Below are 23,680 nucleotides of genomic sequence, written 5' to 3' on the forward strand. Positions count from 1 at the left end.
CGGCGCTCATGCGCGGGCGGCCCGGGTCCAGGGGGTCAGCAGCCGCTGGACGCCGAGGAGCAGGAGGTCGGCCGCGACCGCGATGACGACGCAGAGCACGGACGCGGTGAGGACCTGGGCCTTGAAGTAGGTATTCATCCCCGCGTAGATCAGATTGCCGAGGCCGCCGAAGCCGACGATGGCGCCGACGGTCACCAGGGACACCGCGGAGACGGTCGCGATCCGCAGTCCCGCCATCGAGGCGGGCAGGGCGAGCGGGAGTTCCACGGTGAGCAGCAGCCGGACCGGTCCGTAGCCGAGGCCGCGGGCGGCCTGCCGGGTCTCCTCGGGGACGCCGCGCAGGCCGACGAGGATGTTCCGGACGAGCAGCGTCAGCGAGTAGAGGACGAGTCCGGCGACCACCAGGGACGCGGACAGCCCGTACGCGGGCAGCAGCAGGGAGAACATCGCCAGCGACGGGATGGTGTAGAGGACGGTGGTGACGGCGAGGACGGGCCCCGAGGCCCAGCGCCAGCGCCGTGCGGCGACGGCCAGCGGGACGGCGACGACCAGGGCGATCAGCACCGCGAGGAAGGTGAGCTGGAGGTGCTGGACGGTCGCGTCGGTGAGGATATGGCTCCTGGTCGTCAGGTACTCGCCGCAGATCCAGTCGTTGCGGGCGAGGCAGTCGTCCGGCGGGGTCATCTGCCCATTCCAGCGGCGCGGCCGCGGGGTCGCCCGTCGGGGTGGGCCGTCCGGGGGCTCCCGGGCCACTCGGGGGTGGTGAACGGCGCCGGGTCGGCCCAACGGAATGCGGGGTTTGCGCCGGGGCCGGGCACAGATGTCACACCGGTGCCCCGGAATCCGTCCGCGCGCCGCCCCGAGCCCCGCTCCTCGTCGTCGAAAGGCCCCCTCCCGTGCCCGCGAGCCCCACCCGGACGTTCCGGACCCGCCCTGCCGTCCGGACCGTCGCCCGGACCTCCCGTTCCACCGGTACCGCTCGTACCGTCCGTGCCACCCGTTCCGCGCTGGCCGCGCTCTCGTGCGGTGCCCTGCTGCTCACCGGCTGCTCCGCCGGGGCCGGGTCCGGACGGGCCGGGGGCGGTGGTCCGGCCCCGTTGAACGCCAAGGCGGGCAGTGCGACGGGCCCGTCGGCCCGGCCCCCGATCGAGGGGCGCCCCGGGCCGGGCACGGCCGGTGAGGTCGCGGCGGTCCCCGGGCTCGGGCCGGGGACCCGGGCCCGGATTCCGGCCCGTACCCGGCAGGCCCTCGTGGTGACCGGCGCCGGACGGGACTCCAGCGCGGGCACGGCCGCGCTGCACCAGCAGGGCGCCCAGGGCGTCTGGCGCACCGTGGCCGGACCCTGGCCCGCGCACAACGCGCTGCGCGGCTGGACGGACGACCACCGGGCGGGCGATCTGCGCAGCCCGATCGGGGTGTTCGGCCTCGGTGACGCGGGCGGGCTGTTGCCCGACCCGGGCACCGCGCTGCCGTACGACCAGGACATCGAGTTCGGCGACTCCGGCACGGGCTACCTCGACGAGTCGCTGGAAGGCTCCTTCGACTACGTCCTGGCGATCGACTACAACCGGGTGCCCGGTACGTCGCCGCTCGACAAGACCCGGCCGCTGGGCGCGGACAAGGGCAGCGGGATCTGGCTCCATGTGGACCACGGCGGCCCCACCAAGGGCTGTGTGTCGCTGCCGCGCGGCCGGATGCGGGAGCTGCTGCGCGCGCTGGACCCCCGGCTGCGGCCGGTCGTGGTGATGGGTGACGCGGCGTCACTGCGCGGCTGACGTCCACGGCGGGCGGGCTCCGACATCGGCCACACGGGTGCGCTCACCGACCGCCTCACCACTCTTGTCGGCCCCCCGCGGTCCCCCTGACCGGCGCCCCGGTGCCGGTCGGCGGTCGCCTCCGGTCGCGCCGGACGCCTCTGCCGCCTCGGTCGCCGCCGGGACACGAGGGGCCGTCGTGGGTCACTTGAGGGAGCGCAGCATGAACGAGTGCCCGGCGGGGTCGGACAGCAGCCGCCCCTCACGGGTGGTGCCCCGGCCCTGTACGTCCATCGGGGTGGCCCCGAGACTGACCGCCTCGCGCTCGGCCTCGTCGAGGTCCGACCGCGCCACCATGATCAGCAGATGTGCCTGCTGCGCGTCCTCGGGCCGGGGCCAGCTCGGGGGCGCGAAGCCGTGGTCGCGCTGGAACCCCAGCACGGATCCGTCCTCGCCCCTCACCTCCACGAGGTCGGGGTCACCGGTCGGGCGTATCTCACCGCCGAGCAGGGCCGCGTAGAACTCCGCGAGCGCCTCGGGGTCGGCGCAGTCGAGCGCCAGGACGGCCGTCTTGGGTACAGGCATCTTTCCTCCAGTTGGCCGTGGGTCACCTTGGGCCGTCTACCCGCGTTCACACACCTCATGCGGTACGGGAACGTCGGCGTTCCGCCCGGCGGAACACCGGCGCCGAGGCAACGGACGAGCGGCCCGAAATCCCGTTCATGGCACGGAGTTCCGGCCCCCGGGAATGCTCCGGGCAAAGGACCGGCGGAATCGCGGACCAGCGGACCATCACACTTTGACCCCGCGCGGGTGAATGGATCGGGGATGCCGGGAACGGCCCGGATCGGGCATGCCACAGTTCCGGTGCGCGCCGCTCGACGGCGACGCCCTCACGGTTCCCGGCGCTTCGCGAACACCGCGTCACGGGGACTCTCTTGAGTGCGGTTCGGGGTTCGGAGAGGAAGTCGTTGTCCACCCAGCAGTCATCAGCCGTCATGCGTGTGCTCCGTACCCGGAGTGCGGTGCGGCAGTTCACCGACCAACCCGTTTCGGACGGCCAGTTGGAGCAATTGATCGACGCCATACTGGCCGCCCCCACCGGGGGGAACAAGCAGGCCTGGGCCTTCGTGGCCGTGCGCGACCCGCGCACCCTGCGGCTCGTACGGGCTTTCTCCCCCGGGATGATCGAGCCGCCGCCGCTCGTCGTGGTCGCGTGCTTCGACCGTTCCCGCGCGGTCAAGGACGACGGCGAGTTCTGGGACGAGGGACTGCTGTGCGTGGCGATGGCGGTGCAGAACCTGCTGCTCGCCGCCCATTCCCTGGGGCTGGGCGGCTGTCCCGCGGCCAGTTTCCGGCGTGGTTCCGTCGCCACGATCCTCGGGTTGCCCAGCCATCTCGAACCCCTGCTCCTGGTTCCCCTCGGCCACCCGGCCAGGGATCTCGTATCACCGCCCCGCCGAGACCGCAGTGAGGTAGTCAGTCATGAGTTCTGGGGAAACGGCACTCCGGCCGATCGATGAGGAACTCCTCCTTCTCACCGCGTATCTGCTCAGCAGCGGGCGGGGACTTCTGGAGGAGCCCCAGCAGTACGGCCCCTTCCGCTGCATCGACGCCGCCCGGCGGGTACTGGTGCTGCTCCGGGACCGCGGTGTGACCAACAGCGAACTCCAGGAACTGCACGGCCGGTTGGAGGATTTCATGTGCGGGCCGATGGCTCCCAGGGATCTCACCGCGTTCCTCGACGAGGTGTGCGGGAAGCTGACACTGCTGCTGCGGGACTCCGATCTCATCCGGCGGGGTCCGGCTTCCCCCGCCACCACCTGACGGCGGGGAATCCGAACGGCCGAGGGAAGCAGAGACATGACGAAGTTCGAGGTGGAACCCGTCACCCCGACCTGTCGGCGGATCTATGAGCGCGGTGACCACGCGCTGATCGGCGTGAGTGCCGGGAACAGCTATTTCCATCAGGAACGGCTGGGTTCGCTGCTGGCCTGGGCGGAAGAACACTTCACCCTGGTCGACGTCCTGTACATCGACACCCATATCGACGCCATGCTCATCGCGACGGGACTCACCCCGGCCCAGGCCGGCAGTCGCACCAGAAGCATGCTCAAGGATGTCCGGCGAAGAATCCGGCGTGCCCTGGAGAAGACCTCGGGAACCGCGCACGGGCGGCTCCGGGTGCGGTCGATGTCGGAATGCGCGCAACTTCCCGCGTATCAGGAGGTGCTGCGCCGGCTGGACCGGGATTTCGACGACAGCGGGCCGGTGCGGCGGGCCGCCGAGGAACAGGTACGCGAACTCCTCGAACACCATTCCGGCCCCGTCACGGAGCACTCCGCCGATTCCGTGCAGATACAGGCGGGACTCGCGTACGTCCGCTCGGAGATCCCCTTCCTGCTCGACACCCCCGCCATTCTGGGCGTCCCCTCCTCGGTCACCTGCTATCACAAGCTGATGCCGGTGGTCACCGCGCTCTACCAGGAACCCGGGAGCCCCGGGCGCAGCCCCCGGCAGGGCTTCCTCGTCGTCAGCCCGGAACCGGTCGCCGCGCCGGATTCCCCGCCCCAGCAGACCCGTTCACGTACAAGGAGAGAGCAGTTGACCCTCACGGAGCAGTACGACGAGATCGCGGCGGACTACACCGATGTGGAGCGGGTGTTCAGCACCTACCGCAGCCTCATCGAGATCCCGTCGCTCCTGCGTGCCCTCGGCCCGGTCGAGGGGGCCTCCGTACTGGACCTCGGGTGCGGTTCCGGGGCGTACGCCCGGCTGCTGCGGCGCCGGGGCGCGGCCGAGGTGCTGGGTGTGGATGTGTCGCCCGGCATGATCGAGGTGGCGCGGGCGCTGGAGGAGCGGGAGCCGGTCGGGGTGCGGTACGAGGTCGTGGACGCGGCCGACATGCCCGTCCTCGGCACCTTCGACGCCGTGGTGGCGGTCGCGGTCCTGCACTACGCGGACAGCCGGGCGACGCTGGCCCGGATGATGAGGCAGACCTGGGCCAATCTGGCGCCCGGCGGCCGCTTCCTCGCCTATGTGGGCAATCCCCGGCTCCCGGCGGACAGCGCCCAGATGAACGGTCTCGTGGTGCACCGCCCCGACAACGCCCGCGACGGTGACCCCTCGCCCCTCACGATCCCCACGACTCCCCCGACGACGCTGCCCGCGCGGTACTGGAGTTGCGAGACCATCGAGAAGACCCTGCGGGCCTCCGGGTTCACCGATGTGGTGTGGGAGCCGCTGGACGGTCTGCCGTCGGGTGCGCAGGAGCCGGTGAACCTGCTCGTCAGCGCTCGCGCGCAGCCCGTGGGCGCGGCGGAGGCCGTCGCTCCGTCCGCCCATGAGCGGGCTCCGCTGGCGGCCACGGCTGCTCAGTAGCCGTCCCGGGCCCGCACGCCCGTGTCGCCCCGGGATCAGAGTGCGGCGAGGGCGCTGTCCGCGACGGCGAGCAGCGCCTGCCGGTCCTTCTGGACCCGGGCGAGGACCCGCAGCCCGTAGTACGTGCTGAGGACCTGGCGGGCGAGGGTGCGCGCGTCGCCCGGTGCGGTGATCCCGCCGTCGCGCTGCCCTTCCGCCACGGTGTCGGTCAAGGCGTCCTCCACGGCGCCGAAGTGACGCTGGAGTTCCTCGGCGACGTCCGGGTCCTCGCTGCCCATCTCGATCAGCGCGTTGACCGCGAAGCAGCCCGCGGGTCCGGTCCCGGACAGGTCCAGGTCGACCGCGTGGACCATGAGGTGGCGCAGCCGTTCCTTGGCCGGTCCCGGTGCGCGCAGCCCGCGGGTCTGTTCGGCGGTGTGGACGGCGAAGTACTCGCGCAGGGTCCGCAGATAGAGCTGCCGCTTGTCGCCGAAGGTGTTGTACAGACTGGACGGTCCGACGCCGGTGCGGTCGGTCAGGTCCCTGGTGGACGTCGCGTGGTAGCCCTGCCGCCAGAAGGCGTCCATCGCGGAGCCGACCGCCCGGGCCTCGTCGAACTTCCGTGGCCGTGCCATGACGCGATCGTAGGGGTTCTGAAGCGACCGCACCAAACCCCCGGTTCTCGCCTCTCAACGGCCCCGCGCCATGCGCGCCTTGGCCTCCGGCGGCCTTCCGCCAGTTCTGAAGCGGACGCTTCAAAACATGCTAGCGTCCTTCGGGCCGGGCACACCGCGACGTCGAACGCCGCTGTGCCGTATCGGCGTTGACCTGTCCACCGCGGCACCGCCCGTACACCGGAGGAACACTCATGCCCTTAGCCGTCTACGTCCTCGGACTGGGGATCTTCACCCAGGGAACCTCGGAGTTCATGCTCTCCGGGCTGCTCCCGGGGATGGCCGACGATCTGGGTGTCTCGATCCCCGACGCCGGGTTGCTCATCTCGGCCTTCGCGATCGGGATGGTCGTCGGCGCGCCCCTGCTCGCCGTCGCCACACTGCGCTGGCCGCGCCGCACCGCACTCGTCGCCCTCCAGGGCGTGTTCATCGCCGCGCACGTCGTCGGCGCGCTGGCGCCCGGCTACGGGCCGCTGTTCGCCACCCGGATCGTCAGCGCCCTCGCCTACGCCGGGTTCTGGGGGGTGGCGGTGGCGACCGCCGTGGCGCTCGTACCGGCGGACGCGAAGGCCAGGGCCGTCGCGGTGGTGGCGGGCGGACTGACCCTGGCCACCATCGTGGGCGTCCCGGCGGGTACGGTGCTCAGCCAGTTCGCCGGATGGCGCGCGGCCTTCTGGGGCGTCGCCGTCCTGACCCTCGTCAGCCTCGTCTGCACGGTGTTCGCCGTGCCCGGCGGCAAGGGCGCGCGCGAGGAGCCCCGGACGGTCCGCGCGGAGCTGCGGGCCATGCGGCGGCCCCAGCTGTGGCTCTCGTACGCCGTCACGGCCTTCGCCTTCGGCGCGGTCATCGTCACCTTCAGCTATCTCGCCGCGCTGCTGACCGGCGTGAGCGGGATGTCCGAGGGGTGGGTGCCCGTGGTGCTGGCGCTGTTCGGGGTCGGCGGGCTGGTCGGTATGACGATCGGCGGACGGCAGCCCGAGGAACGGTCCGTGCCGACGCTCGTCGCCGGACTCGCGGTGCTGACCGTGGCCTCCGCCGCGCTCGCGCTCACGGCCCGGCACACCGCCGTCACCCTGGTGCTGGTCTTCGTCCTCGGCCTGGCCGGATATGTCACCAACCCGGCCCTCCAGGCCCGGGTCTTCACCCTCGCACCGGGCGCCCCGACCCTCGTCGGCGCCACCAACACGGCCGCCTTCAACATCGGCAACACCCTGGCCCCGGCACTGGGCGGCGCGACGATCGCGGCGGGCTGGGGCTATCCCTCGGTCGCCTGGGTCGGCGCCGCGCTCGCCCTCCTCGGACTGGCCGGGGCGCTGTGGGCGGGGGCGCTGGAGCGGCGCGACCGCCGTACCGGCATACCCGCCGTACCGACGGCGTCCCGGCGGACGGCGGAACACGCCGACGCCTGACGGTGTCCGCGCCGCACCCGGTCCTCGGGAGGGGACCGGGCGCGGCGGGGCGGGACGGTGCGTGGCCGGTCGGGGCGTCGACGGTCGCGGCGAGGCGGGTCAGCGGGCCACCGGCCCGCACGTGGTCGGTCAGTAGGTCGCCGGTGGACGCGGTCGCCGGGCGGAGGGCCGCCGATCGGAAGGCCGTCGGTCCGCGCGTCGCCGGGTCGGTGGGCCGCCCGTACCCGCGTCGCCGGGTCGGTGGGCCGCCAGGTCAGTGGGTCGAGAAGCCGCCGTCGACGAAGAGGGACTGGCCCGTCACATAGGCGGACGCCCCGCTCGCCAGGAACACGGCGGCGCCCGCGAAGTCCTCGGCCAGGCCGTTGCGTCCGACCATGGTGCGGGCGGCGAGCGCCGCCACCCGGTCGGGGTCGGACGACAGCCGCTGGTTGAGCGGGGTCATCACGAAACCCGGTACCAGGGTGTTGCAGGTGACGCCGTGCGGTGACCACGCCTCGGCCTGCGAGCGGGCCAGCGACTCCAGCGCGCCCTTGGAGACGCCGTACGCGCCGCTCTGCACGAACGCCCGGTGCGCCTGCTGCGAGGTGATGTGGATGATCCGGCCGAACCCCCGCGCGGCCATCCCGGGGCCGAAGCGCTGCCCCAGCAGGAACGGTGCCTCCAGGTTCACGGCCATGGTGGTGTCCCAGACGTCCTCGCCCAGCTCACCCAGCGGAGGACGGAGGTTGATGCCCGCGCTGTTCACCAGGATGTCCGGTTCCCCGAACACGGCCGCCGCCGCTTCCGCCGCCGCGCGCACCCCCTCGCGGGCGCTCAGATCGGCGCTCACCCAGGCCGCCTCGCGGCCCTCGGCCGTCAGCTCGGCCACGGTCGCCGCGAGTTCCGTCTCGCCGCGCGCCACGATCACCACCCGGGCGCCCGCCCGCGCCAGCGCCCCGGCCACCGCCCGGCCGATCCCCGAGCTGCCGCCCGTCACCAGGGCCACCCTGCCGTCCAGTGAGAACAGCTCCGAGAGGTACGTCACCGAGGTCATCCCGGCAGCCTAGTGGTGAGCCCCGCACGCCCGCCGGTGGGTACCGGGCGGCGGCGGGAAGGCGCCCGCCCTCGTGGGATCCGGCACGGCCGCCTGGGACGCCAGGGCGGCCCCGACCGGCCGGTTCCTGGATTCGGGACGATCGGCCCTCCCCCGGCGGGCCATGATCCGGAAGGCTGCGGGGAGGGGCGGTAGCGTTGCCGCTCCGTCGCGTCACAAGGAGGCATGGCAATGGCCCGCGCAATCGCTGTTGGGGTGGACGGCTCACCGGAGAGTCTGGCGGCCGTCGACTGGGCGGCCCATGAGGCGGCCCTGCGGCGGCTCCCCCTGCGTATCGTCCACGCCCCCTGGTGGGAGCCGCGCGACGTCCCGGTGACCGGCGGCGGGGACGCCCTGAGCCGCGCGGCCGAGGCCGTCGTGGCGAAGGCCGAGGCACGGGCGGCCGAGGGGCGCCCGGAGCTGGAGATCAGCTCCGAGGTGGTCGCCGAGGACCCGGTGGACGCCCTGCTCGGCGCCGCCCGGACGGCGGAGATGCTGGTGCTCGGCTCCAAGGGACAGGGCCCCGTCCTGGGCTTCCTGCTCGGCTCCTACGGCCGGCAGGTGATCGCGGAGGCACGGCACCCCGTGGTCTCCGTCCGGTCCCCCGGGGACAGGCCGCCGCCGCGCGCGGGCGAGGTCGTCGTCGGCCAGCAGGGCAGCGCCGAGGACAGCGGACCGGCGCTCGCGTTCGCGTTCGCGGCGGCCGCCGCGCGCGGCGCCACCCTGCGCGCGGTACGGGCCTGGAGCCTGCCGCCGCTGCACGCCTACAGCCCCGAGTTCCTGCGGCTCACCGACGAGGCCGGCGGGCTGGAGCCGCTGGAGCGCAAATCCCTGCGCGAGGCCCTGGCGCCCTGGCGCGAGAAGTTCCCGGACGTCCGCGTCGTGGAGCATGTGGAGATCGGCAGCGCCGGTCAGGTCCTGCTCGCCGCGTCCACCGGGGCACAGCTGCTGGTGGTGGGGCGCAGGGCCCGGTACACGCCCATCGGCGGCCGTATCGGTTCGGTGGCGCACGCGGCGCTGCACCACGCCCCCTGCCCGGTGGCGGTGACCTCGCACCACTGACGGTTCCGGCGGGGCGGCGACCGGGGTGCCGGGGCCGACGGCGCGCGCACCCGGTGGCATGCTCCGCGGGCGGCCTGGGCGGTCTCTGCGAGTATGTGCCATATGGATGTGCGGAGCAGGAACCATGTGACGGTGTCGGGGCGGCCCGGCGGCCCTGTGGTGATGCTGGCGCACGGGTTCGGGTGCGACCAGAACATGTGGCGGCTGATCGTGCCGGCGCTGGAGCGCGACTTCACCGTCGTCCTCTTCGATCATGTCGGCGCGGGGAACTCGGACCTCTCGGCATGGAGCCGGGAGCGGTACTCGACCCTGCACGGATACGTCGACGACCTGCTGGAGCTGTGCCGGGAGCTGGCACTGGGCCCGGTGACGTTCGTCGGGCACTCGGTCAGCGCCATGATGGGCGTGCTGGCCGCCGCGAAGGAGCCCGGGGCGTTCACCGGGCTCGTCCTGCTGGCCCCGTCGCCCTGCTTCATCGACGACCCGGACACCGGCTACCGGGGCGGGTTCAGCGCCGAGGACATCGACGAGCTGCTGGAGTCGCTCGACGCCAACTATCTGGGCTGGTCGGGTGCGATGGCGCCGGTCATCATGGGCAACCCGGAGCGGCCGGAGCTGGGCGAGGAACTGACGAGCAGCTTCTGCCGTACCGACCCGGAGATCGCCAGGGTCTTCGCCCGGGTCACCTTCCTGTCCGACAACCGCGCCGACCTCGCCGGGGTGACGGTGCCCACCCTCGTCGCGCAGTGCTCCCGTGACGCGATCGCCCCGCCCGAGGTGGGCGCGTTCGTGCACGCGCGGATACCGGGCAGCCGGCTCGTCACGCTGAACGCCACCGGACACTGCCCGCAGCTCGCCGCCCCCGACGAGACCGCCGCGGCGATCGCCGCGTTCGCGGGAGGCACCCCGTGATGAGCAGGACCGACGACGACCAGAACGGTCCGAGAAAGGACGAGGTCCCGGGGGACGAGCAGGCGCAGTTCTCCGCGCTGCTGGAGGACAGCGTCGAGGACCTCTACGAGCACGCCCCGTGCGGCTATCTCTCGACCCAGCTGGACGGCCGGATCGCGAAGGTCAACACCACGCTGCTGGACTGGCTCGGCTACCGGCGCGGTGACCTGGTCGGCCGCAAGCACTTCTCCGACCTGCTGACCGTCGGCGGCCGGCTCTACCACGAGACCCACTTCGCCCCGCTGCTGCGGATGCAGGGCGAGATCAGCGGCATCGCCCTGGAGCTGAAGGCCGCCGACGGCACCCGCCTGCCGGTCCTGGTCACCTCCACCCTGAAGCGGGGCAGCAACGGGCAGCCGCTGCTCGTCCGCACCACGCTCTTCGACGCCCGCGACCGGCGCGCCTACGAGACCGAGCTGCTGCGCGCCCGCAAGGAGGCCGACCAGGAACGCGACCGCCTCCGGGTGCTGGCCGCCACCTTGCAGAAGACGCTGCTGCCGCCGGCGCTGGAGAACATGCCGGGCCTGGATGTCTCCACGCACTACCATCTCGCCTCCCCGGACGAGGTCGGCGGCGACTTCTACGATCTCTTCCCCCTGGCCCCGGACACCTGGGGCCTGTTCCTGGGCGATGTGTGCGGCAAGGGCGCCGCCGCCGCGGCCGTCACCTCCCTGGCCCGCTACACCCTGCGCGCCGCCGCCGTCTACGACCCCGACCCGGTGGCCGTGCTCGGCAACCTCAACACGGTTCTCCACCACGAGTACAACGGTGCCGATCCCCGGTTCTGCACCGTCGTCTTCGGACTGCTCACGCTCGACCCCGAGAAAGGCGGTTTCCACATCACCCTGGCCGGTGGCGGACATCCGCCCGCCCTGCTGCTGCGGGCCGACGGCACCGCCGACTTCCTGCCCACCCCCGGCGGACAGCTCATCGGTGTCCTGCCCGAGGCCCATATCGCCACCACCACCGTGCGCCTCGCCCCCGGCGACACCCTGCTGCTGTACACCGACGGCCTCACCGAGGCCCGCACCGACGCCACCTCCGGCGGCGGGGAACGCTACGGCGACGACGCCCTTCTCGACTTCGCCCGCGCGCTGGCCCCCGCCACCGCGTCGGACACCGTCGACGCGGTCCGCGGCCTGCTCGACACCCTCGGCACCGGCGTGGACGACGACACCGCCGTCCTCGCCGTCCACGCGCCCCGGCCCCCCGGTGAGGAGCAGCGGTGACCAGGCAGCTGACCGTCCGTACCCGCAGCACGGCCGCCGGGCCGGTCGTCGCGGTCGCCGGGGAGCTCGACCACCTCACCGCGCCGGAGGTACGCGCCGTGCTGCCCGGACTGGCGTTGTGTCCGGGCCAGCAGCTGGTCGTCGATCTGGGGAGCCTCACCTTCTGCGACTCCACCGGCATCACGGTCCTGCTCGCCGCCCGCAACCACGCCCTGGCCGCGCAGGCGACCATCGCGCTGGCCGCGGTCCCCGACCGGGTCAGCCGGATCTTCCGCATCGTCGGCCTGGACCAGGTCTTCCCGACCCATCCCACCGCCCAGGACGCCGAAGCCGCCTGGCGCCCCACGCCGCGCTGACCGTCGGGCGCCCCTCGGCCCACGGCTCCACGAAGACGTACGCCTCAGACGCCCCCCGGGTGCGCCCCCGCGAGGCGTCACGGGAGCGCCCGTGGTCCGCGCGGCCGTCCGTCAGGCGACCGGTGCGCCGTCGGCCTTGGTGGACGACGCGGTGACCGGCACCGGGCAGTCGGCCACCGTGCGCAGCCGCCGCACCAGGGCGTGGACGAGCAGCGCCAGTGAGGCGATCGCGAGCAGGGGCTGCGCGGGGGCCCAGTAGGACAGGGCCCCGCTCGTGCCGAGGGCGAGGACGACGAGCTTGTTGCAGACCGGGCAGCCGACCGCGAACGCGGACAGCAGGGCGGCGGCGACGGCGCGCGGTCCGCGCGGACCCCGGGCCCGGACCGCAGGCGGCTGACCCACGTACGTCGCCACCAGCAGTCCCACGAGCAGCGAGGACAGCGCCCAGACCGGGTAGTTCCACCAGAGCACGGCGGTCATCCGGGCGTACAGCGGGGTGTCGACGACCCCGGTCGGAATCCCGATCGCCGCACCGGCGGCCACCGTCACCGCCGCCGCGGCCAGCCATTGACGTGCTGTCCAGGTCCGCATCGGTCCGCCTCCCTCAGCTCCGTGCCCGTCGCCGTGGCACGTGCTACCGCGTACGCGTGGTCGCCGTGGAGTCCTCCCGGCGCGACGCATGTGGGAACCACCTTAGTAGATCCGTTGATCATCGCACTCCCTCCCCCGGCCGCCGGTACGGCTCACCGCACCCGCAACAGGCGCCGCCGGTCCGGATCATGGGGGTCGCCGTTCATGATCCGTCGCCCGATACGACCGTCACGATCCGGCCATTGATCTTCTACACACCGTAGTAGGTCGGCGCGGGCCGCGAGCGCGGTGCCGGGTACGGCGCCCGTCGCGGGGTTCGCGCTGGACGGCGCGGAAGCGGGGTGCTCCCGTGTCGGTCTTGTCACGCCCACCGGGGAGGGCGGGGCCGGGGGTTTCCACGTCCGGCGCGGTCGGCGGCCCGGCGCGCGGCGCGGGGCAGCGGACGGCCGTCATCTCACGGCGTGCGAACTGCCGCCGGGTGAGGGCCCGCAGGCCGGGCGGGCGGGGCCGGGCCGGGGGCGCGGGGACGGTGTCCGGGCGGCGAAGCGGGGAAGGCGACGATAGCGGCCGGTGGGCCGGTGGCCGGTTATCCCTACCTCCGTTTCTTACTATTCGCTTACTTATGGCACGGTAGCGTCCAGTGCGTTCGTCACACCGGCCGGGCCATGTCCGGACTGATCCGTGCCGGTCATCTTCTGGGAGTCCCATGCGCCGCCGAATACATCCCGCCGCCGTCGCGAGTGGCGCTGTCGTGCTCGGCGCGGGGGCCCTCTATCTGACCGGGCTGCTGGTGACCGGCGACGAGGCTCCCTCCGGCACCACGGTGCGCGGGGTGGACCTCGGTGGGCTGAGCCAGCCGGAGGCCAAGGAGAAGCTGGACCGGGAGCTGGCGGCCACGGCAACGGCCCCGCTCACGGTGACCGTCGGGGACCGTACGGACCGGCTCGACCCCGCGGCGGCCGGGCTCCGGCTCGACACCGAGGAGACCGCCTCCCGCGCGGTCCGCTCCAGCTACGACCCCTTCACGGTGATCGGTGATCTGTTCACCTCCCGTGGCGGCGCGGTCGACCCCGTGCTCGCGATGGACGAGGACGCCACCCGGGCCGCCCTGCGGGGGCTCGCGGAGAAGCACGACCGCAAGGTCCGTGAGGGCGCCGTCTCCTTCAGCGAGGGCGCGGCGAAGGCGGTACGGCCGGTCACCGGCCAGACGCTGGACATCGACGGATCGGTCGACCCGGTGCGGGACGCGTACTTCGCCGAGAACCCCGGGCGGATCGAGCTGCCCGTGGAGGAGAAGGAGCCGAGGATCGGCAAGGCCGAGACGGACCGCGCGCTGCGCGAGTTCGCGCGGCCCGCGATGTCGGCGCCCGTCACGCTCACCACCGGTGAGGGGCGCGTCACGATCGACCCGGCGACGTTCGGCGATCATCTGACGATGCGGCCCGACGACAGTCAGCGTCTCGTCCCGCGACTCGACGAGAAGGGCCTGTACAAGGACCCGGCCGTGGCCGCCTCGGTACGCGCGGTGACGACGGAGCCGGTCGACGCCACACTTCGCGTCGTCGGCGAGCGCGTCGAGGTGGCCCGGGACGGCAAGCCGGGGCAGAAGGTCACCGCCGAGGCCCTGGGCAAGGCCGTGCTGCCGCTGCTGACCGGCTCGGGACCGGAGCGCATCGGCAAGGTGGACACCGTCCTCTCCCAGCCCGAGCTCACCCGGGCGAAGGTCGCGGAGATGGGGATGACGGAGAAGGTGTCGTCCTTCACCGCGAACTTCGAGCGCGCCGAGTACCGCACGAAGAACATAGGCCGGGCCGCCGAGCTGATCAACGGTTCGACGGTGCTGCCCGGGGAGACCTGGAGCTTCAACGACACCGTGGGCGAGCGCACCACGGAGAACGGTTTCGTCGACGGCATCATCATCCTCGACGGCAAGTACACCAAGGCCGGTGGCGGCGGTGTCTCCACCGTGGCGACGGCGATGTTCAACGCGATCTTCTTCGCGGGGGTCAAGCCCGTGGAGTACGGCGCGCACTCCTTCTACATCGAGCGCTATCCGGAGGGCCGGGAGGCCACGGTGGCGTGGGGCAGCCTCGACCTGAAGTTCACCAACGACTCGGGCAAGGCCCTGTACATCGCCACGGAGGCCACCGACACCTCGGTGACGGTGACCTTCCTCGGCACCAAGAAGTACGACGCGGTCGAGGCGAGCAAGGGACCGCGTACCAATGTCCAGGAGCCGAAGAAGCTGCCCGGCGCGAAGAAGGACTGCCAGCCGCAGACCCCGTTGGAAGGGTTCGACGTGACCGTCGAGCGGATCTTCATCGACGGTGGCAAGGAGGTCAAGCGGGAGCCCTTCAACACCCGTTACACCCCGCGCGACGAGGTCACCTGCGACTGATCCCGCCCGGGAGCGCACGGCACCGGGACCGTCCCCGCCGGACCGGTACCTTCCACCGCACCCGCACCCGCACCCGATACCCGGACCCGGATCGTCCACCGACGGCCGCCCCGCGCAGCACTTCGCGCGGGGCGGCCGTTTCGGTCCCGTCCCAGCCGGTCGTCGCAGCAGGTCCGTCCGCCGGGTCCCGGCCCGCCGGTGGCGTCAGCCGACGGTGAAGGTGCCGGATGTGCCGGTGAAGGGGGTGATCCGGCCCCAGAAGTTCTTCGCGTCGCCGTGGTGGACGAAGCGGTAGGTGCCCGCCGGGGTGCCGGGGCCGATCCGCCAGGTCAGGGTCGCCTTGGAGGTTCCGAGCACGGCGTTGAGCCGGGTCCAGCGGTAGGTGGTCGCCCAGTCGCCGTCGTCCAGTACGCGTTCCCAGCGGCCGTCGACGAGCCGCTGCACCTCCAGGAAGGTGCCGCCGCGCCGCAGGTTGTTCTTGGGATGGCCGGTGACGAACGCGGCCGTGGCGGTGGCCCCGCGCGGATACGAAGCGGCGGGCGGGGTCAGCACCTCACCGTAGGAACGGCCGGCGGGCGGGCTGTCGAGGACCACACCGGTCTGGAGGTTGATCTGGCGGCCCGACTCGTCGGGCGGGGTGGCACCCCCGGGGATCGGGGTGCCGTCCCGCAGGGAGGCCGCGACCTTGGCGAACTCCTGCTGGTACGCGGGCAGGGTGTTGCGGCCGTAGAGGGTGGAGCCGCCCTCGTAGTTCTGGGCGTCGTACTCCTCGGGTGTCGTCGCGTACTGGCTGTAGGAGTTGGCGTAGCCCTGGAGGAGGACGCGTTCGAGGGGCACCCCGAGTTCCCGGGCGACCGTGCGGCGGACCCGCAATCCCGCGGTGATGGTGAACTCCCCCGGTGCGGCGACCAGATACAGCGGTCCGAGACGGACGATCTGGAGCGGCAGGACACGCGGGGTCACGGGGTACAGACCGCTCATCAGACCGGTGGGGACGAGGCTCGCCTTGGGGTACTGGCAGCTCTTCAGCCAGGCCGGCACCTCGGTCCTGAGCGATTCGGCCAGCGACGCGACGGGGCTGCGCATGCCCTCGGTGAAGCCGGGGAGCGCGGGTCCGTCCTCGACACTGCCCGCGAGGGTGGAGGCGCCGACGACGGCCGGACAGGTGCGCTGGGGGCGGCCGTCGGTGGTGTACGCGCCGGAGACGGCCACGTTCTCCATGTCCACGTGGGTGAGCCGGGCGTCGACACCGCCGGGGGCGGGGGCCGCGTCCTCGAAGACCTCGCGGGCCTTGGCGAACTGCCGCTCACCGATGATCCGGGTGTTCTCGAACTCGTCCTCCGTGGGGCCGGAGCCGGGCCGCAGATTCAGATTGGGTGACATGTCACCGGCGTTGGTGTTGGCGAACGCGGCGACGAACCCCGGGGTGTCGTCGAGATAGCGCACCCCTTCGTGGTCGTGTTCCCAGGTGTAGGCGGCGTAGCCCTTGTTGTCGGGGCTGATCAGGGTGTTCTTGTTGGTGACCGAGGTGTTGTGGGTGGCGAACCAGCTGATCGCGCCCGCGTCCTTGCCGCCCTGGCGCAGCCGGAGCACGGTCATCGCGGGGTCGATGGCGGCGGGGAAGGCGGCCTTGTCGGCGGCGGGGTTGCGGTCGAAGGCGGACCGGGAGCGGTTGACGCTCGCGTCGGTGAGGGTGCCGGTGCCCAGGGCGAGGGTGCCGGGCCGCAGATCCTCGTGGGCCGCCACGACGGACTCGACGATCCCGTCGACCACCGCCTGGTAGGTGCCCTTCTGGAAGCCCAGCACGGACAGGTTGTAGGCGAGGTGGTGGGAGTAGCCGCCCGGTCCGGAGTGGGTGTGGTTGGCGGACAGCAGGACGTTCTCGCCGCGGTAGAGATCGCCGTACCGCTCGCCCAGCCGGTCGAGGACACCCTGGCGGACGGACTGGAAGATCATTGCGAGGTCGGCGTTGACGTACACCACACGCCGTCCGCTCGCGCGGTCCGCGACGACGAAGGCCCGGGAGCGCAGCCGCTGGTGGATGCCGGAGGTCTTCTGGTCGAAGCTGGAGTAGCCCATCATCCCGGTCTCCGCGGCCTCCCCGGTCACATCGGAGATGCCCCGGCCGACGAGATAGGGGGCGTCGGCGTCCGCGGCGGCGGCGGGCGGGGGCGGGAGGGTCAGGGGGACCGCGGCGACCGTCGGGACGAGGACGAGCGCGAGAAGTCCGCGTCGGAGACGGCGGGACGGGGGCGGCATGGAACCTCCTGTGCGCGCTGATGCGCTGGGGACGTCATCTCGGACACGGTCTGTGTACGGCTCAACCACCCGGAGCACAAGACCGCCGACGGCGGGAATCCGGTCGGGGGCGCTGTCCGGCGCGCGGCGGGGGATGTGCCTGTGCCGGGTGGGGGCGGGATTTTCGAGTCGTTCCTGGTCGGGGGACATGGCTCCGCCGGGCCCGGGGCCTGCGGGAATACGATCAGGGACTCACCATGTTGTTCGTTGCGCAACTAATAAATCGACGCGCGGAGAGATCCGAACCATGGCTTTTGAACTGGGCATCTACCACTTCGGCGAGCTGACGCCCGACCCCACCACCCACCAGCCGCCCGCCCCGGGTACGCGACTGCGGGAACTCGTGGAGCAGGCGCGGACGGCCGACGAGGCGGGGCTGGACATCTTCGCCGTCGGCGAGCACCACCGTACGGACTTCGCGGTGTCCTCCCCCGCCGTCCTGCTGGCGGCGATGGCGGAGAACACCCGCACGATCAAGCTGTCCAGCGCGGTCACCGTCCTCAGCTCCGACGACCCGGTACGGGTCTTCCAGCAGTTCGCGACGCTCGACCTGCTGTCCGGCGGCCGGGCGGAGATCATCGCGGGGCGCGGCTCGTACATCGAGTCCTTCCCCGTCTTCGGCTACGACCTGAACGAGTACTCCGAGCTGTTCGCCGAGAAGCTGGACCTGCTGCTGAAGCTGCGGGAGGAGAACCCGGTGACCTGGCGGGGCTCGCTGCGGCCCCCGCTGATGAACGCCGACATCACCCCGCGCCCCGACCGTGAGCTGCCCGTCTGGGTGGCGGTCGGCGGCACGCCCGCCTCGGTGGTGCGCGCCGGGCGCCTCGGGCTGCCGCTGTCACTGGCGATCATCGGGGGCAGCTACCGCCAGTTCGCGCCCTTCGTCGACCTGTACCGCAAGGCCGGGGCCGAGGCGGGGCACGCCCCGGAGAAGCTCAAGGTCTCCGTGAACTCGCCCGGCTTCGTCGCCGCCACGCATCAGGAGGCCGTCGAGGTGTCGCATCCGTACTTCCAGGCCGGGTGGATGGCCAACCACCATCAGCGCGGCCAGGGCGTCCCGATGCCGAAGATGGCCTATGAGGCGCAGGCGACCCCGGCGGGCGCGTTCTTCCTGGGCAGTGTCCAGGAAGTGACCGACAAGATCATGGCCCAGTACGAGGTGTTCGGCCACGACCGCATGATGATCCAGCTCGGCTTCGGCAATGTGCCGCAGCGTGAGGCGCTCAAGTCGATCGAACTGCTCGGCGCGGAGGTCGCGCCGGTGGTCCGCAAGGAGATCGCCTCGCTGGAGGCGTCCGCGGCGCGGGTGACGGCATGACCGCCGCCCCGCTGCGGGTCGTGGCGGTGGTGGGCACGCTCAGCGCCCCGTCGAGGACGACGGCGCTGGTGGAGCTGATCCTCGCGACCCTGGCCGCGCGGACCGCCGTGGACACCCGGCTGATCGAACTGCACACCCTGGGACCGGCGTTCACCGGCGCGACGGACCGCGACCAGGTGGACGACGAGGTCGCCGACGCGCTGCGGGCGGTGGAGGAGGCCGATCTCGTGATCGCGGCCACCCCCGTCTTCCGGGGCTCGTACACGGGACTGTTCAAGCACTTCTTCGATCTGGTCGACCAGTACGGACTGGCCGCGAAGCCCGTACTGCTGGCGGCCACCGGCGGCAGCGACCGGCACGCCCTGGTGATCGAGCACGCGATGCGCCCGCTGTTCGGCTTCCTCCAGGCATGGACCGCCCCGGCCGGGATCTATCTCAACTCGGGCGACTTCGACGGGACGACGATCCTCAATCCGGAGGTGTACGAGCGGATCGAGATGGCCGTGAACGATGTGGTGCCCGTCGCCGGAGCGCTGGCGGCCGTCCGGGCCGGGAACGCCGCCCCGGTGGGCCCGGTACACGTTTGACCCCCTCCTCCCACCCCTCATATAGTTCGTTGAGCAACGAAATATATGAGGGGTTTGTCCATGCCGGGAAGCGGCCCTGGACGCCCTCGACGGCCGGTGCCGCCCGCTCGGGCCTCCCCCGCGGCCACTCCGCCTCCTGCCGTCATCAGTGAGGAACAGTGATCATGCCCCAGACCCCGCCAGGCCCTCTGCGGACCGACGAGCAGCCCACCCGCCCGATGCCCGCGGCCCCGCCCGCGGACACCCCGCCGGACCCGCCCGGACCCCGCTGGACGTCCCTGGCCCGGCCGGTCCTGCTGCCGGTGGCCGTGGCCGTGGCGATCGGCGCGATCTTCATCGGGGTGTACCTCTCCGCGTTCCACGCCCCGGTGGCCCGGGATCTGCCGGTGGCCGTCGTCGGCGGCGCCGCGCAGACGGCGACGGTACGGGAGGAGCTCGCCGGATCGCCGTCGGGCACCTTCGAGGTGCGCGCCGCGCCGGACACCGGGTCGGCCCGCGCGGCCGTGGAGACGGGTGAGGTGTTCGCCGCGTACGTCCCCGGGGAACGGAGCGCCCAGCTGCTGTTCGCGGGCGCCCACGGTCCGGCGGTGAGCACCCTGGTGACGGACGAGTTCGGGGATGTGGCCCGCGCCGGCGGCCTCACCCTGACGACGACCGACGTCGTCCCCGCGTCCGCGCAGGACACCCGGGGGCTGGCCGTGTTCTACACGACCTTCGGTCTGGTGCTGGCGGGCTATCTGTTCGGGATCATGTCGTGGCAGCTCGCGCCCGGGCTCTCCCCGGGGCGGCGGCTGGTGGGACTCGCGGCGTTCGGCGGCGCCGGCGGGCTGGCAGTGGCGTCCGTCGTCGGGGCGTTCGGGGCGCTGCCCGCGCCGTTCGCCGGGGTGGCCGCGCTCGTGGGCCTGGTGGCGCTGGCCGTGGGGGCGTCCACGATGCTGCTGGTCCGGGCGCTGGGGGTGCTCGGGTCGAGCGCCGCGGCGGTGCTGTTCATGACGATCGGCAACGCGACCAGCGGCGGCAGTCTGCCCGCCGAGTTCCTTCCCGGCTGGCTGGAGCCCTTCTCCCGGCTCCTGCCGGTCGGGGTGGGCGTCCGCGCGGTGAACGGGCTGGCCTACTTCGACGGCGACGGGGTGGCCACCGGGGTCGTCGTCCTGGCGCTCTGGGCGGCGGCGGGTGTCGGCGGTCTGCTGCTGGTGGAACGCTCCCGCGCCCGCGGGGCGGCGGCACGGACGGGCTGACGACGCCTCGGCGCGTGGGAAGGCCCCCGGTCCCAGGACCGGGGGCCTTCCCACGCGCCGAGGGGGGCTTCATACGCGCCGAGGCGGAGGCGGGAGTCCGCACCGAGGGCGGAGGCGGGAGCCGTCCGGCCCGGCCGGGGTCAGCAGGCGTCCGAACGGTCGTCGAAGCCGAGCGTGCGCCAGATGTCGGCGAGCCCGGCAAGCTGCTCGTCGCTGAGCTTGTCGAGGAACTCGCCGCGCAGATTGGTCAGATGGACCTTCCGGGCACGCCGGTACGCCTTCTTGCCCGCCTCGGTGAGGACCGCGTCGAAGCCCCGGGCGTCGGTGGGGCACTTCTCCCGCACCACCAACCCCTGGCGTTCGAGGTCGTCGACGATACGGGTGAGTCCGCTGCGGCTGATCAGCAGGGACGCGGCGATGTCCTTCATCCGCACCCGGCCCCCGGCCGACTCCGCGAGGGTCAGCAGCACCTCGAAGGAGGACATCGGGATGCGTTCGGCGGCGACGAGTTCCGCGTCGAGGGTGCGCAGCAGCTTGAGATGGGTGGAGAGGAAGCCGAGCCACACCGCCCGCTCCGTGTGGTTCAGGGCGCGCGAGGGTGCGCCCCGCCGTGGTCCGGCCGGGCCGTCCTCGCTCGTGGCGTTCTCGGTGTTCAGGCTCATCGCCCCTCCGCAGATGTGGTTCCTGGCCCATGATATCGGGGGTCCGGGACGCGGGCGGCCCGGCGGAGGGTCTCCTCCGCCGGGCCGCCTCCCCGGGTGTCCCTCCTCGTCAGGTCAGTCGCCCGCCTTGGGGAGGATCAGCTTCTCGAAGCCGGAGACCATGCCGTACTCAAGGCGCAGGGCCTCCAGCACGGAGTACGCGTGGTACTTGGTCATGACATCGGCACCGGCGAGACGCTGGGCCCAGGTCTGGCCGTTGTCGGTGACCTTCTCCAGGGTCTTCTTGGTGACGTAGTTGGTCATCTCGTTGAAGTAGTTCTCCCACAGGACCCAGGCGTTGGAGAATCCGATCTTCTCGATGTACTCGAACTCCTGGCCGTGCGACAGGGCCTCCTTGGAGAACTCGACGATGTCGTTGGTGTAGTCGCGGGACGCCTTGGCGTCCTCGGGGGTGCCGTAGCGGTTGACGTGACCGGAGACGACGGCCTTGAAGTCGTAACCGAGGATCCAGTCGTGGGCCTCGGCCCAGCCGCGGATGTTCTCGGAGGCGTCGCAGTGCTTGAAGGCCGACCATCCGGGGCTGATGATGTCGATCGCCGCGAGGGCCTTCTGCTGCGGGGCATAGATGAAGATGTTGCCCGGGGTGTGGTTCACACCGTGGTAGTCGAGGTTGAACCGGACGCCGTTGACGTCGAGGGTGTCGCTCTCGGTGATCGTGTCGGTGGGCACGGGCAGTCCGCGCTCGCCGCCGAGGTCGGGCCAGCGCTGGATCATCTCGCGGGTGTAGTCGTGCGCGATGACCTTGGGCTTGTCGGCCGCGAAGATCCCGGCCGCGCCGATGTGGTCGGAGTGCCAGTGGCTGTAGATGAGATGGGTGACGGGCTCGTCGGTGACCTCGGCGATGGCGCGCTTCAGGTTCTCGCCGAGCAGCGGCGGGGCGTCGACCACGACGACACCGTTGCCGGTGCGCACGAACATCGTGTCGTAGGCGCCGGAGGTGACGTAGTAGGCGCCGTCCTGGATCTCTTCCAGGTGGTAGCCCTTGGCGATCCGGTCGGGGAGGAAGAGGGAACCGTAGCCGTCGGCGGGGATGGGCCGGTAGTCGGCGAGGGTGTTCAGCGGCATGCCCGCGGCGCCGAGCTGGTGGCGGTCGGTGGGTGTGCCGGGCTTCTGGAAGTCGGTCATGGTGATGTCCTCTGGAGGGTCGTACGGAGGAGCTGGGCGCGGGTCGCGCGAGGGCTCCGGGTCGGCGGCGACGGCACGGGGGTGCCGCCGGGGTGTCCGGTCAGGACACGTCCGGGTCGCCGATGCGCAGCACGGGCTTGATGACAGCTCCGGTCCGCGTGTCTTCGACGGCTTCGTTGATCTCGTCGAAGCCGTAGGGGGTGATCAGCCGGTCGAAGGGGAAGCGGCCGGCCTTGTACAGCTCGATCAGCTGGGGGATGAAGAGCTGCGGAACGGAGTCGCCCTGCGCGATACCGCGGACCGTGCGTCCGCCGAGGAGGGCGTTCATGTCCACCTCGGCGCGTGCCCCGGCGGGTGCTCCGCCGATCAGCGCGGCGGTGCCGAGCGGCGCGAGGGCGTCGACGGCGAGGGTGAGCATCTCGGGGCGAGCGGTGATCTCCAGGACGTAGTCCGCGCCGCCGCCGGTGATCTCGGCGATCCGGGCGGCCGTGTCCTCGTCCTTGGCGTTCACCGTGTGGGTCGCGCCCAGCTCGGCCGCGAGGGCGAGCCGCTCGGGGACGATGTCCACGGCGATGACCGGGGCGGCGCCGGTGGCCTTGGCGGCCATGACGGCGGCGAGTCCCACGGTGCCGGTGCCGATGACGACCACGGACGCGCCCGCGGGAATCCTGAGGGAGTTCAGGACCGCGCCCGCGCCGGTCTGGAGTCCGCAGCCGAGGGGGGCGAGCAGTTCCAGCGGGATGCCGTCGTCGACCTTGACGACATTGCGCTCGGTGGCGAGGGCGTGGGTGGCGAAGGAGGACTGGCCGAAGAAGTGGCCGTGGATCTCCCCGCCCCCGGCTTCCGGGGTACGGCGCAGCGCGTTGCTGCCGTCCAGCCGCGCCCCGCCGAAGTTCGCGGGGAACGAGACGGCGCAGTACGCGGGGTTGCCGCTGCGGCAGGGGCGGCAGTGGCCGCACGCCTGGTAGGACATGACGACCCGGTCACCGGGTGCCACCGAGGTGACACCGTCCCCGACCCGCTCCACGACGCCCGCGCCCTCATGGCCGAGCACCGCGGGCAGCGGGACGGGCAGCGCCTGGTCCCGGACATGGATGTCCGTCTGGCAGACGCCCGTCGCGACGACCTTGACCAGGACCTCGTCGGGCCGCAGGGCCGTGTCGAGTTCGAGGTTCTCGAAGACGAACGGCGCTCCCTTGCCCTCGGTCACCGCCGCCCGTACGGGCGTGATGGAGGCACCGGACGTGCCCGGTGCGTGCGGTGCGGGGGAGCCCGCTGCTACCGCCATGATCGATTCTCCCAACCGGATGCGCTCCCCGGGCGGGCGGTCGGCTCCGGGCGGGGGCGGTGATCCCTCAGCCGCCTTGGGCGGCGTGGTACGGAGGGCCGGATCTGCTCCGGCGAGGGCGGGAAGGGCGTCCCGCCCTGTCCCGTCCGACCTCCATTTAGTTCGTTGCGCAACGAATAATAGACACGCCGCAGAGCCAGGGTCAAGCGACTCCCCGGACCGGGGATTCCGATCCGCGAACACCCGGA

Annotated in this window: 22 protein-coding genes; 13 read left to right on the plus strand and 9 right to left on the minus strand. The window is 72.3% G+C overall.

Annotated features, from left to right (window positions below; genetic code table 11):
* Nucleotides 1-6: 6 nt before the first annotated feature.
* Nucleotides 7-684 carry an ABC transporter permease gene (locus AB852_RS36400; protein WP_073795680.1) on the minus strand — a complete coding sequence of 226 codons (678 nt, stop codon included), beginning with the start codon at nucleotides 682-684 and terminating at the stop codon, nucleotides 7-9.
* A gap of 212 nt (nucleotides 685-896) precedes the next feature.
* Between AB852_RS36400 and AB852_RS36405 the strand changes: the two genes are divergently transcribed.
* Nucleotides 897-1,775 carry a hypothetical protein gene (locus AB852_RS36405; protein WP_245877059.1) on the plus strand — a complete coding sequence of 293 codons (879 nt, stop codon included), beginning with the start codon at nucleotides 897-899 and terminating at the stop codon, nucleotides 1,773-1,775.
* 183 nt (nucleotides 1,776-1,958) lie between these two features.
* Here AB852_RS36405 and AB852_RS36410 read toward each other — a convergent pair whose 3' ends face one another.
* Nucleotides 1,959-2,339 (minus strand): VOC family protein, encoded by a 381-nt coding sequence (locus tag AB852_RS36410; RefSeq protein WP_073795683.1) that lies wholly within the window; start codon nucleotides 2,337-2,339, stop codon nucleotides 1,959-1,961.
* Nucleotides 2,340-2,725: 386 nt separating this feature from the next.
* On the opposite strand from AB852_RS36410, the gene AB852_RS36415 reads away from it, so the two are divergent.
* From AB852_RS36415 to AB852_RS41235, 3 genes are read left to right on the plus strand one after another with little or no spacing between them, the layout of a single operon-like run.
* Nucleotides 2,726-3,277 (plus strand): nitroreductase family protein, encoded by a 552-nt coding sequence (locus tag AB852_RS36415; RefSeq protein WP_245877060.1) that lies wholly within the window; start codon nucleotides 2,726-2,728, stop codon nucleotides 3,275-3,277.
* Nucleotides 3,240-3,581, plus strand: a complete 342-nt coding sequence (locus AB852_RS36420; RefSeq protein WP_073795687.1) for a DUF6092 family protein — start codon at nucleotides 3,240-3,242, stop codon at nucleotides 3,579-3,581. Before AB852_RS36415 ends, AB852_RS36420 begins: the two co-directional genes overlap by 38 nt.
* 36 nt (nucleotides 3,582-3,617) lie before the next feature.
* Entirely contained in the window at nucleotides 3,618-5,135 is a 1,518-nt protein-coding gene (locus tag AB852_RS41235; RefSeq protein ID WP_073795689.1) for a tRNA-dependent cyclodipeptide synthase, read from the plus strand.
* A 35-nt stretch (nucleotides 5,136-5,170) separates the two neighbouring features.
* Here the strand turns inward: AB852_RS41235 and AB852_RS36430 are convergent, their stop codons facing one another.
* Entirely contained in the window at nucleotides 5,171-5,749 is a 579-nt protein-coding gene (locus AB852_RS36430) for a TetR/AcrR family transcriptional regulator (RefSeq protein WP_073795692.1), read from the minus strand.
* 233 nt (nucleotides 5,750-5,982) lie between these two features.
* On the opposite strand from AB852_RS36430, the gene AB852_RS36435 reads away from it, so the two are divergent.
* Nucleotides 5,983-7,197 carry a Cmx/CmrA family chloramphenicol efflux MFS transporter gene (locus AB852_RS36435; protein WP_073795694.1) on the plus strand — a complete coding sequence of 405 codons (1,215 nt, stop codon included), beginning with the start codon at nucleotides 5,983-5,985 and terminating at the stop codon, nucleotides 7,195-7,197.
* A 253-nt stretch (nucleotides 7,198-7,450) separates the two neighbouring features.
* Here AB852_RS36435 and AB852_RS36440 read toward each other — a convergent pair whose 3' ends face one another.
* Entirely contained in the window at nucleotides 7,451-8,230 is a 780-nt protein-coding gene (locus tag AB852_RS36440; RefSeq protein ID WP_073795697.1) for an SDR family NAD(P)-dependent oxidoreductase, read from the minus strand.
* Between the two features lie 231 nt (nucleotides 8,231-8,461).
* On the opposite strand from AB852_RS36440, the gene AB852_RS36445 reads away from it, so the two are divergent.
* The 4 genes from AB852_RS36445 (at nucleotide 8,462) to AB852_RS36460 (ending at nucleotide 11,867) form a co-directional block, all read left to right on the plus strand.
* The gene (locus tag AB852_RS36445; protein ID WP_073795700.1) at nucleotides 8,462-9,331 is read left to right on the plus strand and encodes a universal stress protein; all 870 of its coding nucleotides are present in this window, start codon (nucleotides 8,462-8,464) and stop codon (nucleotides 9,329-9,331) included.
* Between the two features lie 102 nt (nucleotides 9,332-9,433).
* A complete protein-coding gene (locus tag AB852_RS36450) occupies nucleotides 9,434-10,243 on the plus strand; it encodes an alpha/beta fold hydrolase (protein ID WP_073795702.1) in 810 nt (269 codons plus the stop codon).
* Nucleotides 10,243-11,511, plus strand: coding sequence for a PP2C family protein-serine/threonine phosphatase (locus tag AB852_RS36455; RefSeq protein WP_073795705.1), 1,269 nt, complete (start codon nucleotides 10,243-10,245; stop codon nucleotides 11,509-11,511). Before AB852_RS36450 ends, AB852_RS36455 begins: the two co-directional genes overlap by 1 nt.
* The gene (locus tag AB852_RS36460; RefSeq protein WP_073795708.1) at nucleotides 11,508-11,867 is read left to right on the plus strand and encodes an STAS domain-containing protein; all 360 of its coding nucleotides are present in this window, start codon (nucleotides 11,508-11,510) and stop codon (nucleotides 11,865-11,867) included. The genes AB852_RS36455 and AB852_RS36460 overlap by 4 nt, the downstream gene beginning before the upstream one ends.
* 111 nt (nucleotides 11,868-11,978) lie before the next feature.
* On the opposite strand, the gene AB852_RS36465 is transcribed toward AB852_RS36460, so the two are convergent.
* Entirely contained in the window at nucleotides 11,979-12,458 is a 480-nt protein-coding gene (locus AB852_RS36465) for a hypothetical protein (protein ID WP_073795710.1), read from the minus strand.
* Between the two features lie 706 nt (nucleotides 12,459-13,164).
* Here AB852_RS36465 and AB852_RS36470 point away from each other — a divergent pair.
* Nucleotides 13,165-14,856, plus strand: a complete 1,692-nt coding sequence (locus tag AB852_RS36470) for a VanW family protein (RefSeq protein WP_073795713.1) — start codon at nucleotides 13,165-13,167, stop codon at nucleotides 14,854-14,856.
* Nucleotides 14,857-15,060: 204 nt separating this feature from the next.
* On the opposite strand, the gene AB852_RS36475 is transcribed toward AB852_RS36470, so the two are convergent.
* Nucleotides 15,061-17,115 carry a neutral/alkaline ceramidase gene (locus AB852_RS36475; RefSeq protein ID WP_073795715.1) on the minus strand — a complete coding sequence of 685 codons (2,055 nt, stop codon included), beginning with the start codon at nucleotides 17,113-17,115 and terminating at the stop codon, nucleotides 15,061-15,063.
* Between the two features lie 286 nt (nucleotides 17,116-17,401).
* Here AB852_RS36475 and AB852_RS36480 point away from each other — a divergent pair, with 286 nt between their 5' ends.
* From AB852_RS36480 to AB852_RS36490, 3 genes are all read left to right on the plus strand, one after another.
* The gene (locus tag AB852_RS36480; RefSeq protein ID WP_073795717.1) at nucleotides 17,402-18,472 is read left to right on the plus strand and encodes an LLM class flavin-dependent oxidoreductase; all 1,071 of its coding nucleotides are present in this window, start codon (nucleotides 17,402-17,404) and stop codon (nucleotides 18,470-18,472) included.
* A complete protein-coding gene (gene msuE / locus AB852_RS36485; RefSeq protein WP_073795719.1) occupies nucleotides 18,469-19,059 on the plus strand; it encodes an FMN reductase in 591 nt (196 codons plus the stop codon). Before AB852_RS36480 ends, msuE begins: the two co-directional genes overlap by 4 nt.
* A 164-nt stretch (nucleotides 19,060-19,223) precedes the next feature.
* Entirely contained in the window at nucleotides 19,224-20,297 is a 1,074-nt protein-coding gene (locus tag AB852_RS36490) for an ABC transporter permease (RefSeq protein ID WP_245877061.1), read from the plus strand.
* A gap of 140 nt (nucleotides 20,298-20,437) precedes the next feature.
* Here the strand turns inward: AB852_RS36490 and AB852_RS36495 are convergent, their stop codons facing one another.
* From AB852_RS36495 to AB852_RS36505, 3 genes are all read right to left on the minus strand, one after another.
* Nucleotides 20,438-20,959, minus strand: coding sequence for a MarR family winged helix-turn-helix transcriptional regulator (locus AB852_RS36495; RefSeq protein ID WP_073795722.1), 522 nt, complete (start codon nucleotides 20,957-20,959; stop codon nucleotides 20,438-20,440).
* Nucleotides 20,960-21,073: 114 nt separating this feature from the next.
* The gene (locus AB852_RS36500; protein WP_079185193.1) at nucleotides 21,074-22,144 is read right to left on the minus strand and encodes an MBL fold metallo-hydrolase; all 1,071 of its coding nucleotides are present in this window, start codon (nucleotides 22,142-22,144) and stop codon (nucleotides 21,074-21,076) included.
* A gap of 100 nt (nucleotides 22,145-22,244) precedes the next feature.
* Nucleotides 22,245-23,432: an NAD(P)-dependent alcohol dehydrogenase gene (locus tag AB852_RS36505; RefSeq protein ID WP_079185194.1), complete on the minus strand. Its 1,188-nt coding sequence runs from the start codon at nucleotides 23,430-23,432 to the stop codon at nucleotides 22,245-22,247.
* Nucleotides 23,433-23,680 lie beyond the last annotated feature (248 nt).

It is taken from the genome of Streptomyces uncialis, from assembly GCF_001905345.1.
In the GTDB taxonomy this organism is placed as follows: domain Bacteria; phylum Actinomycetota; class Actinomycetes; order Streptomycetales; family Streptomycetaceae; genus Streptomyces; species Streptomyces uncialis.

Excerpts from the sequence above, each read along its gene's own strand:
- AB852_RS36400 (WP_073795680.1), bottom strand. The coding sequence starts at position 684 with ATGACCCCGCCGGACGACTGCCTCGCCCGCAACGACTGGATCTGCGGC.
- AB852_RS36410 (WP_073795683.1), bottom strand. The coding sequence starts at position 2,339 with ATGCCTGTACCCAAGACGGCCGTCCTGGCGCTCGACTGCGCCGACCCC.
- AB852_RS36420 (WP_073795687.1), top strand. The coding sequence starts at position 3,240 with ATGAGTTCTGGGGAAACGGCACTCCGGCCGATCGATGAGGAACTCCTC.
- AB852_RS41235 (WP_073795689.1), top strand. The coding sequence starts at position 3,618 with ATGACGAAGTTCGAGGTGGAACCCGTCACCCCGACCTGTCGGCGGATC.
- AB852_RS36430 (WP_073795692.1), bottom strand. The coding sequence starts at position 5,749 with ATGGCACGGCCACGGAAGTTCGACGAGGCCCGGGCGGTCGGCTCCGCG.
- AB852_RS36435 (WP_073795694.1), top strand. The coding sequence starts at position 5,983 with ATGCCCTTAGCCGTCTACGTCCTCGGACTGGGGATCTTCACCCAGGGA.
- AB852_RS36440 (WP_073795697.1), bottom strand. The coding sequence starts at position 8,230 with ATGACCTCGGTGACGTACCTCTCGGAGCTGTTCTCACTGGACGGCAGG.
- AB852_RS36445 (WP_073795700.1), top strand. The coding sequence starts at position 8,462 with ATGGCCCGCGCAATCGCTGTTGGGGTGGACGGCTCACCGGAGAGTCTG.
- AB852_RS36450 (WP_073795702.1), top strand. The coding sequence starts at position 9,434 with ATGGATGTGCGGAGCAGGAACCATGTGACGGTGTCGGGGCGGCCCGGC.
- AB852_RS36455 (WP_073795705.1), top strand. The coding sequence starts at position 10,243 with ATGAGCAGGACCGACGACGACCAGAACGGTCCGAGAAAGGACGAGGTC.
- AB852_RS36465 (WP_073795710.1), bottom strand. The coding sequence starts at position 12,458 with ATGCGGACCTGGACAGCACGTCAATGGCTGGCCGCGGCGGCGGTGACG.
- AB852_RS36470 (WP_073795713.1), top strand. The coding sequence starts at position 13,165 with ATGCGCCGCCGAATACATCCCGCCGCCGTCGCGAGTGGCGCTGTCGTG.
- AB852_RS36475 (WP_073795715.1), bottom strand. The coding sequence starts at position 17,115 with ATGCCGCCCCCGTCCCGCCGTCTCCGACGCGGACTTCTCGCGCTCGTC.
- AB852_RS36480 (WP_073795717.1), top strand. The coding sequence starts at position 17,402 with ATGGCTTTTGAACTGGGCATCTACCACTTCGGCGAGCTGACGCCCGAC.
- msuE (WP_073795719.1), top strand. The coding sequence starts at position 18,469 with ATGACCGCCGCCCCGCTGCGGGTCGTGGCGGTGGTGGGCACGCTCAGC.
- AB852_RS36490 (WP_245877061.1), top strand. The coding sequence starts at position 19,224 with ATGCCCCAGACCCCGCCAGGCCCTCTGCGGACCGACGAGCAGCCCACC.
- AB852_RS36495 (WP_073795722.1), bottom strand. The coding sequence starts at position 20,959 with ATGAGCCTGAACACCGAGAACGCCACGAGCGAGGACGGCCCGGCCGGA.
- AB852_RS36500 (WP_079185193.1), bottom strand. The coding sequence starts at position 22,144 with ATGACCGACTTCCAGAAGCCCGGCACACCCACCGACCGCCACCAGCTC.
- AB852_RS36505 (WP_079185194.1), bottom strand. The coding sequence starts at position 23,432 with ATGGCGGTAGCAGCGGGCTCCCCCGCACCGCACGCACCGGGCACGTCC.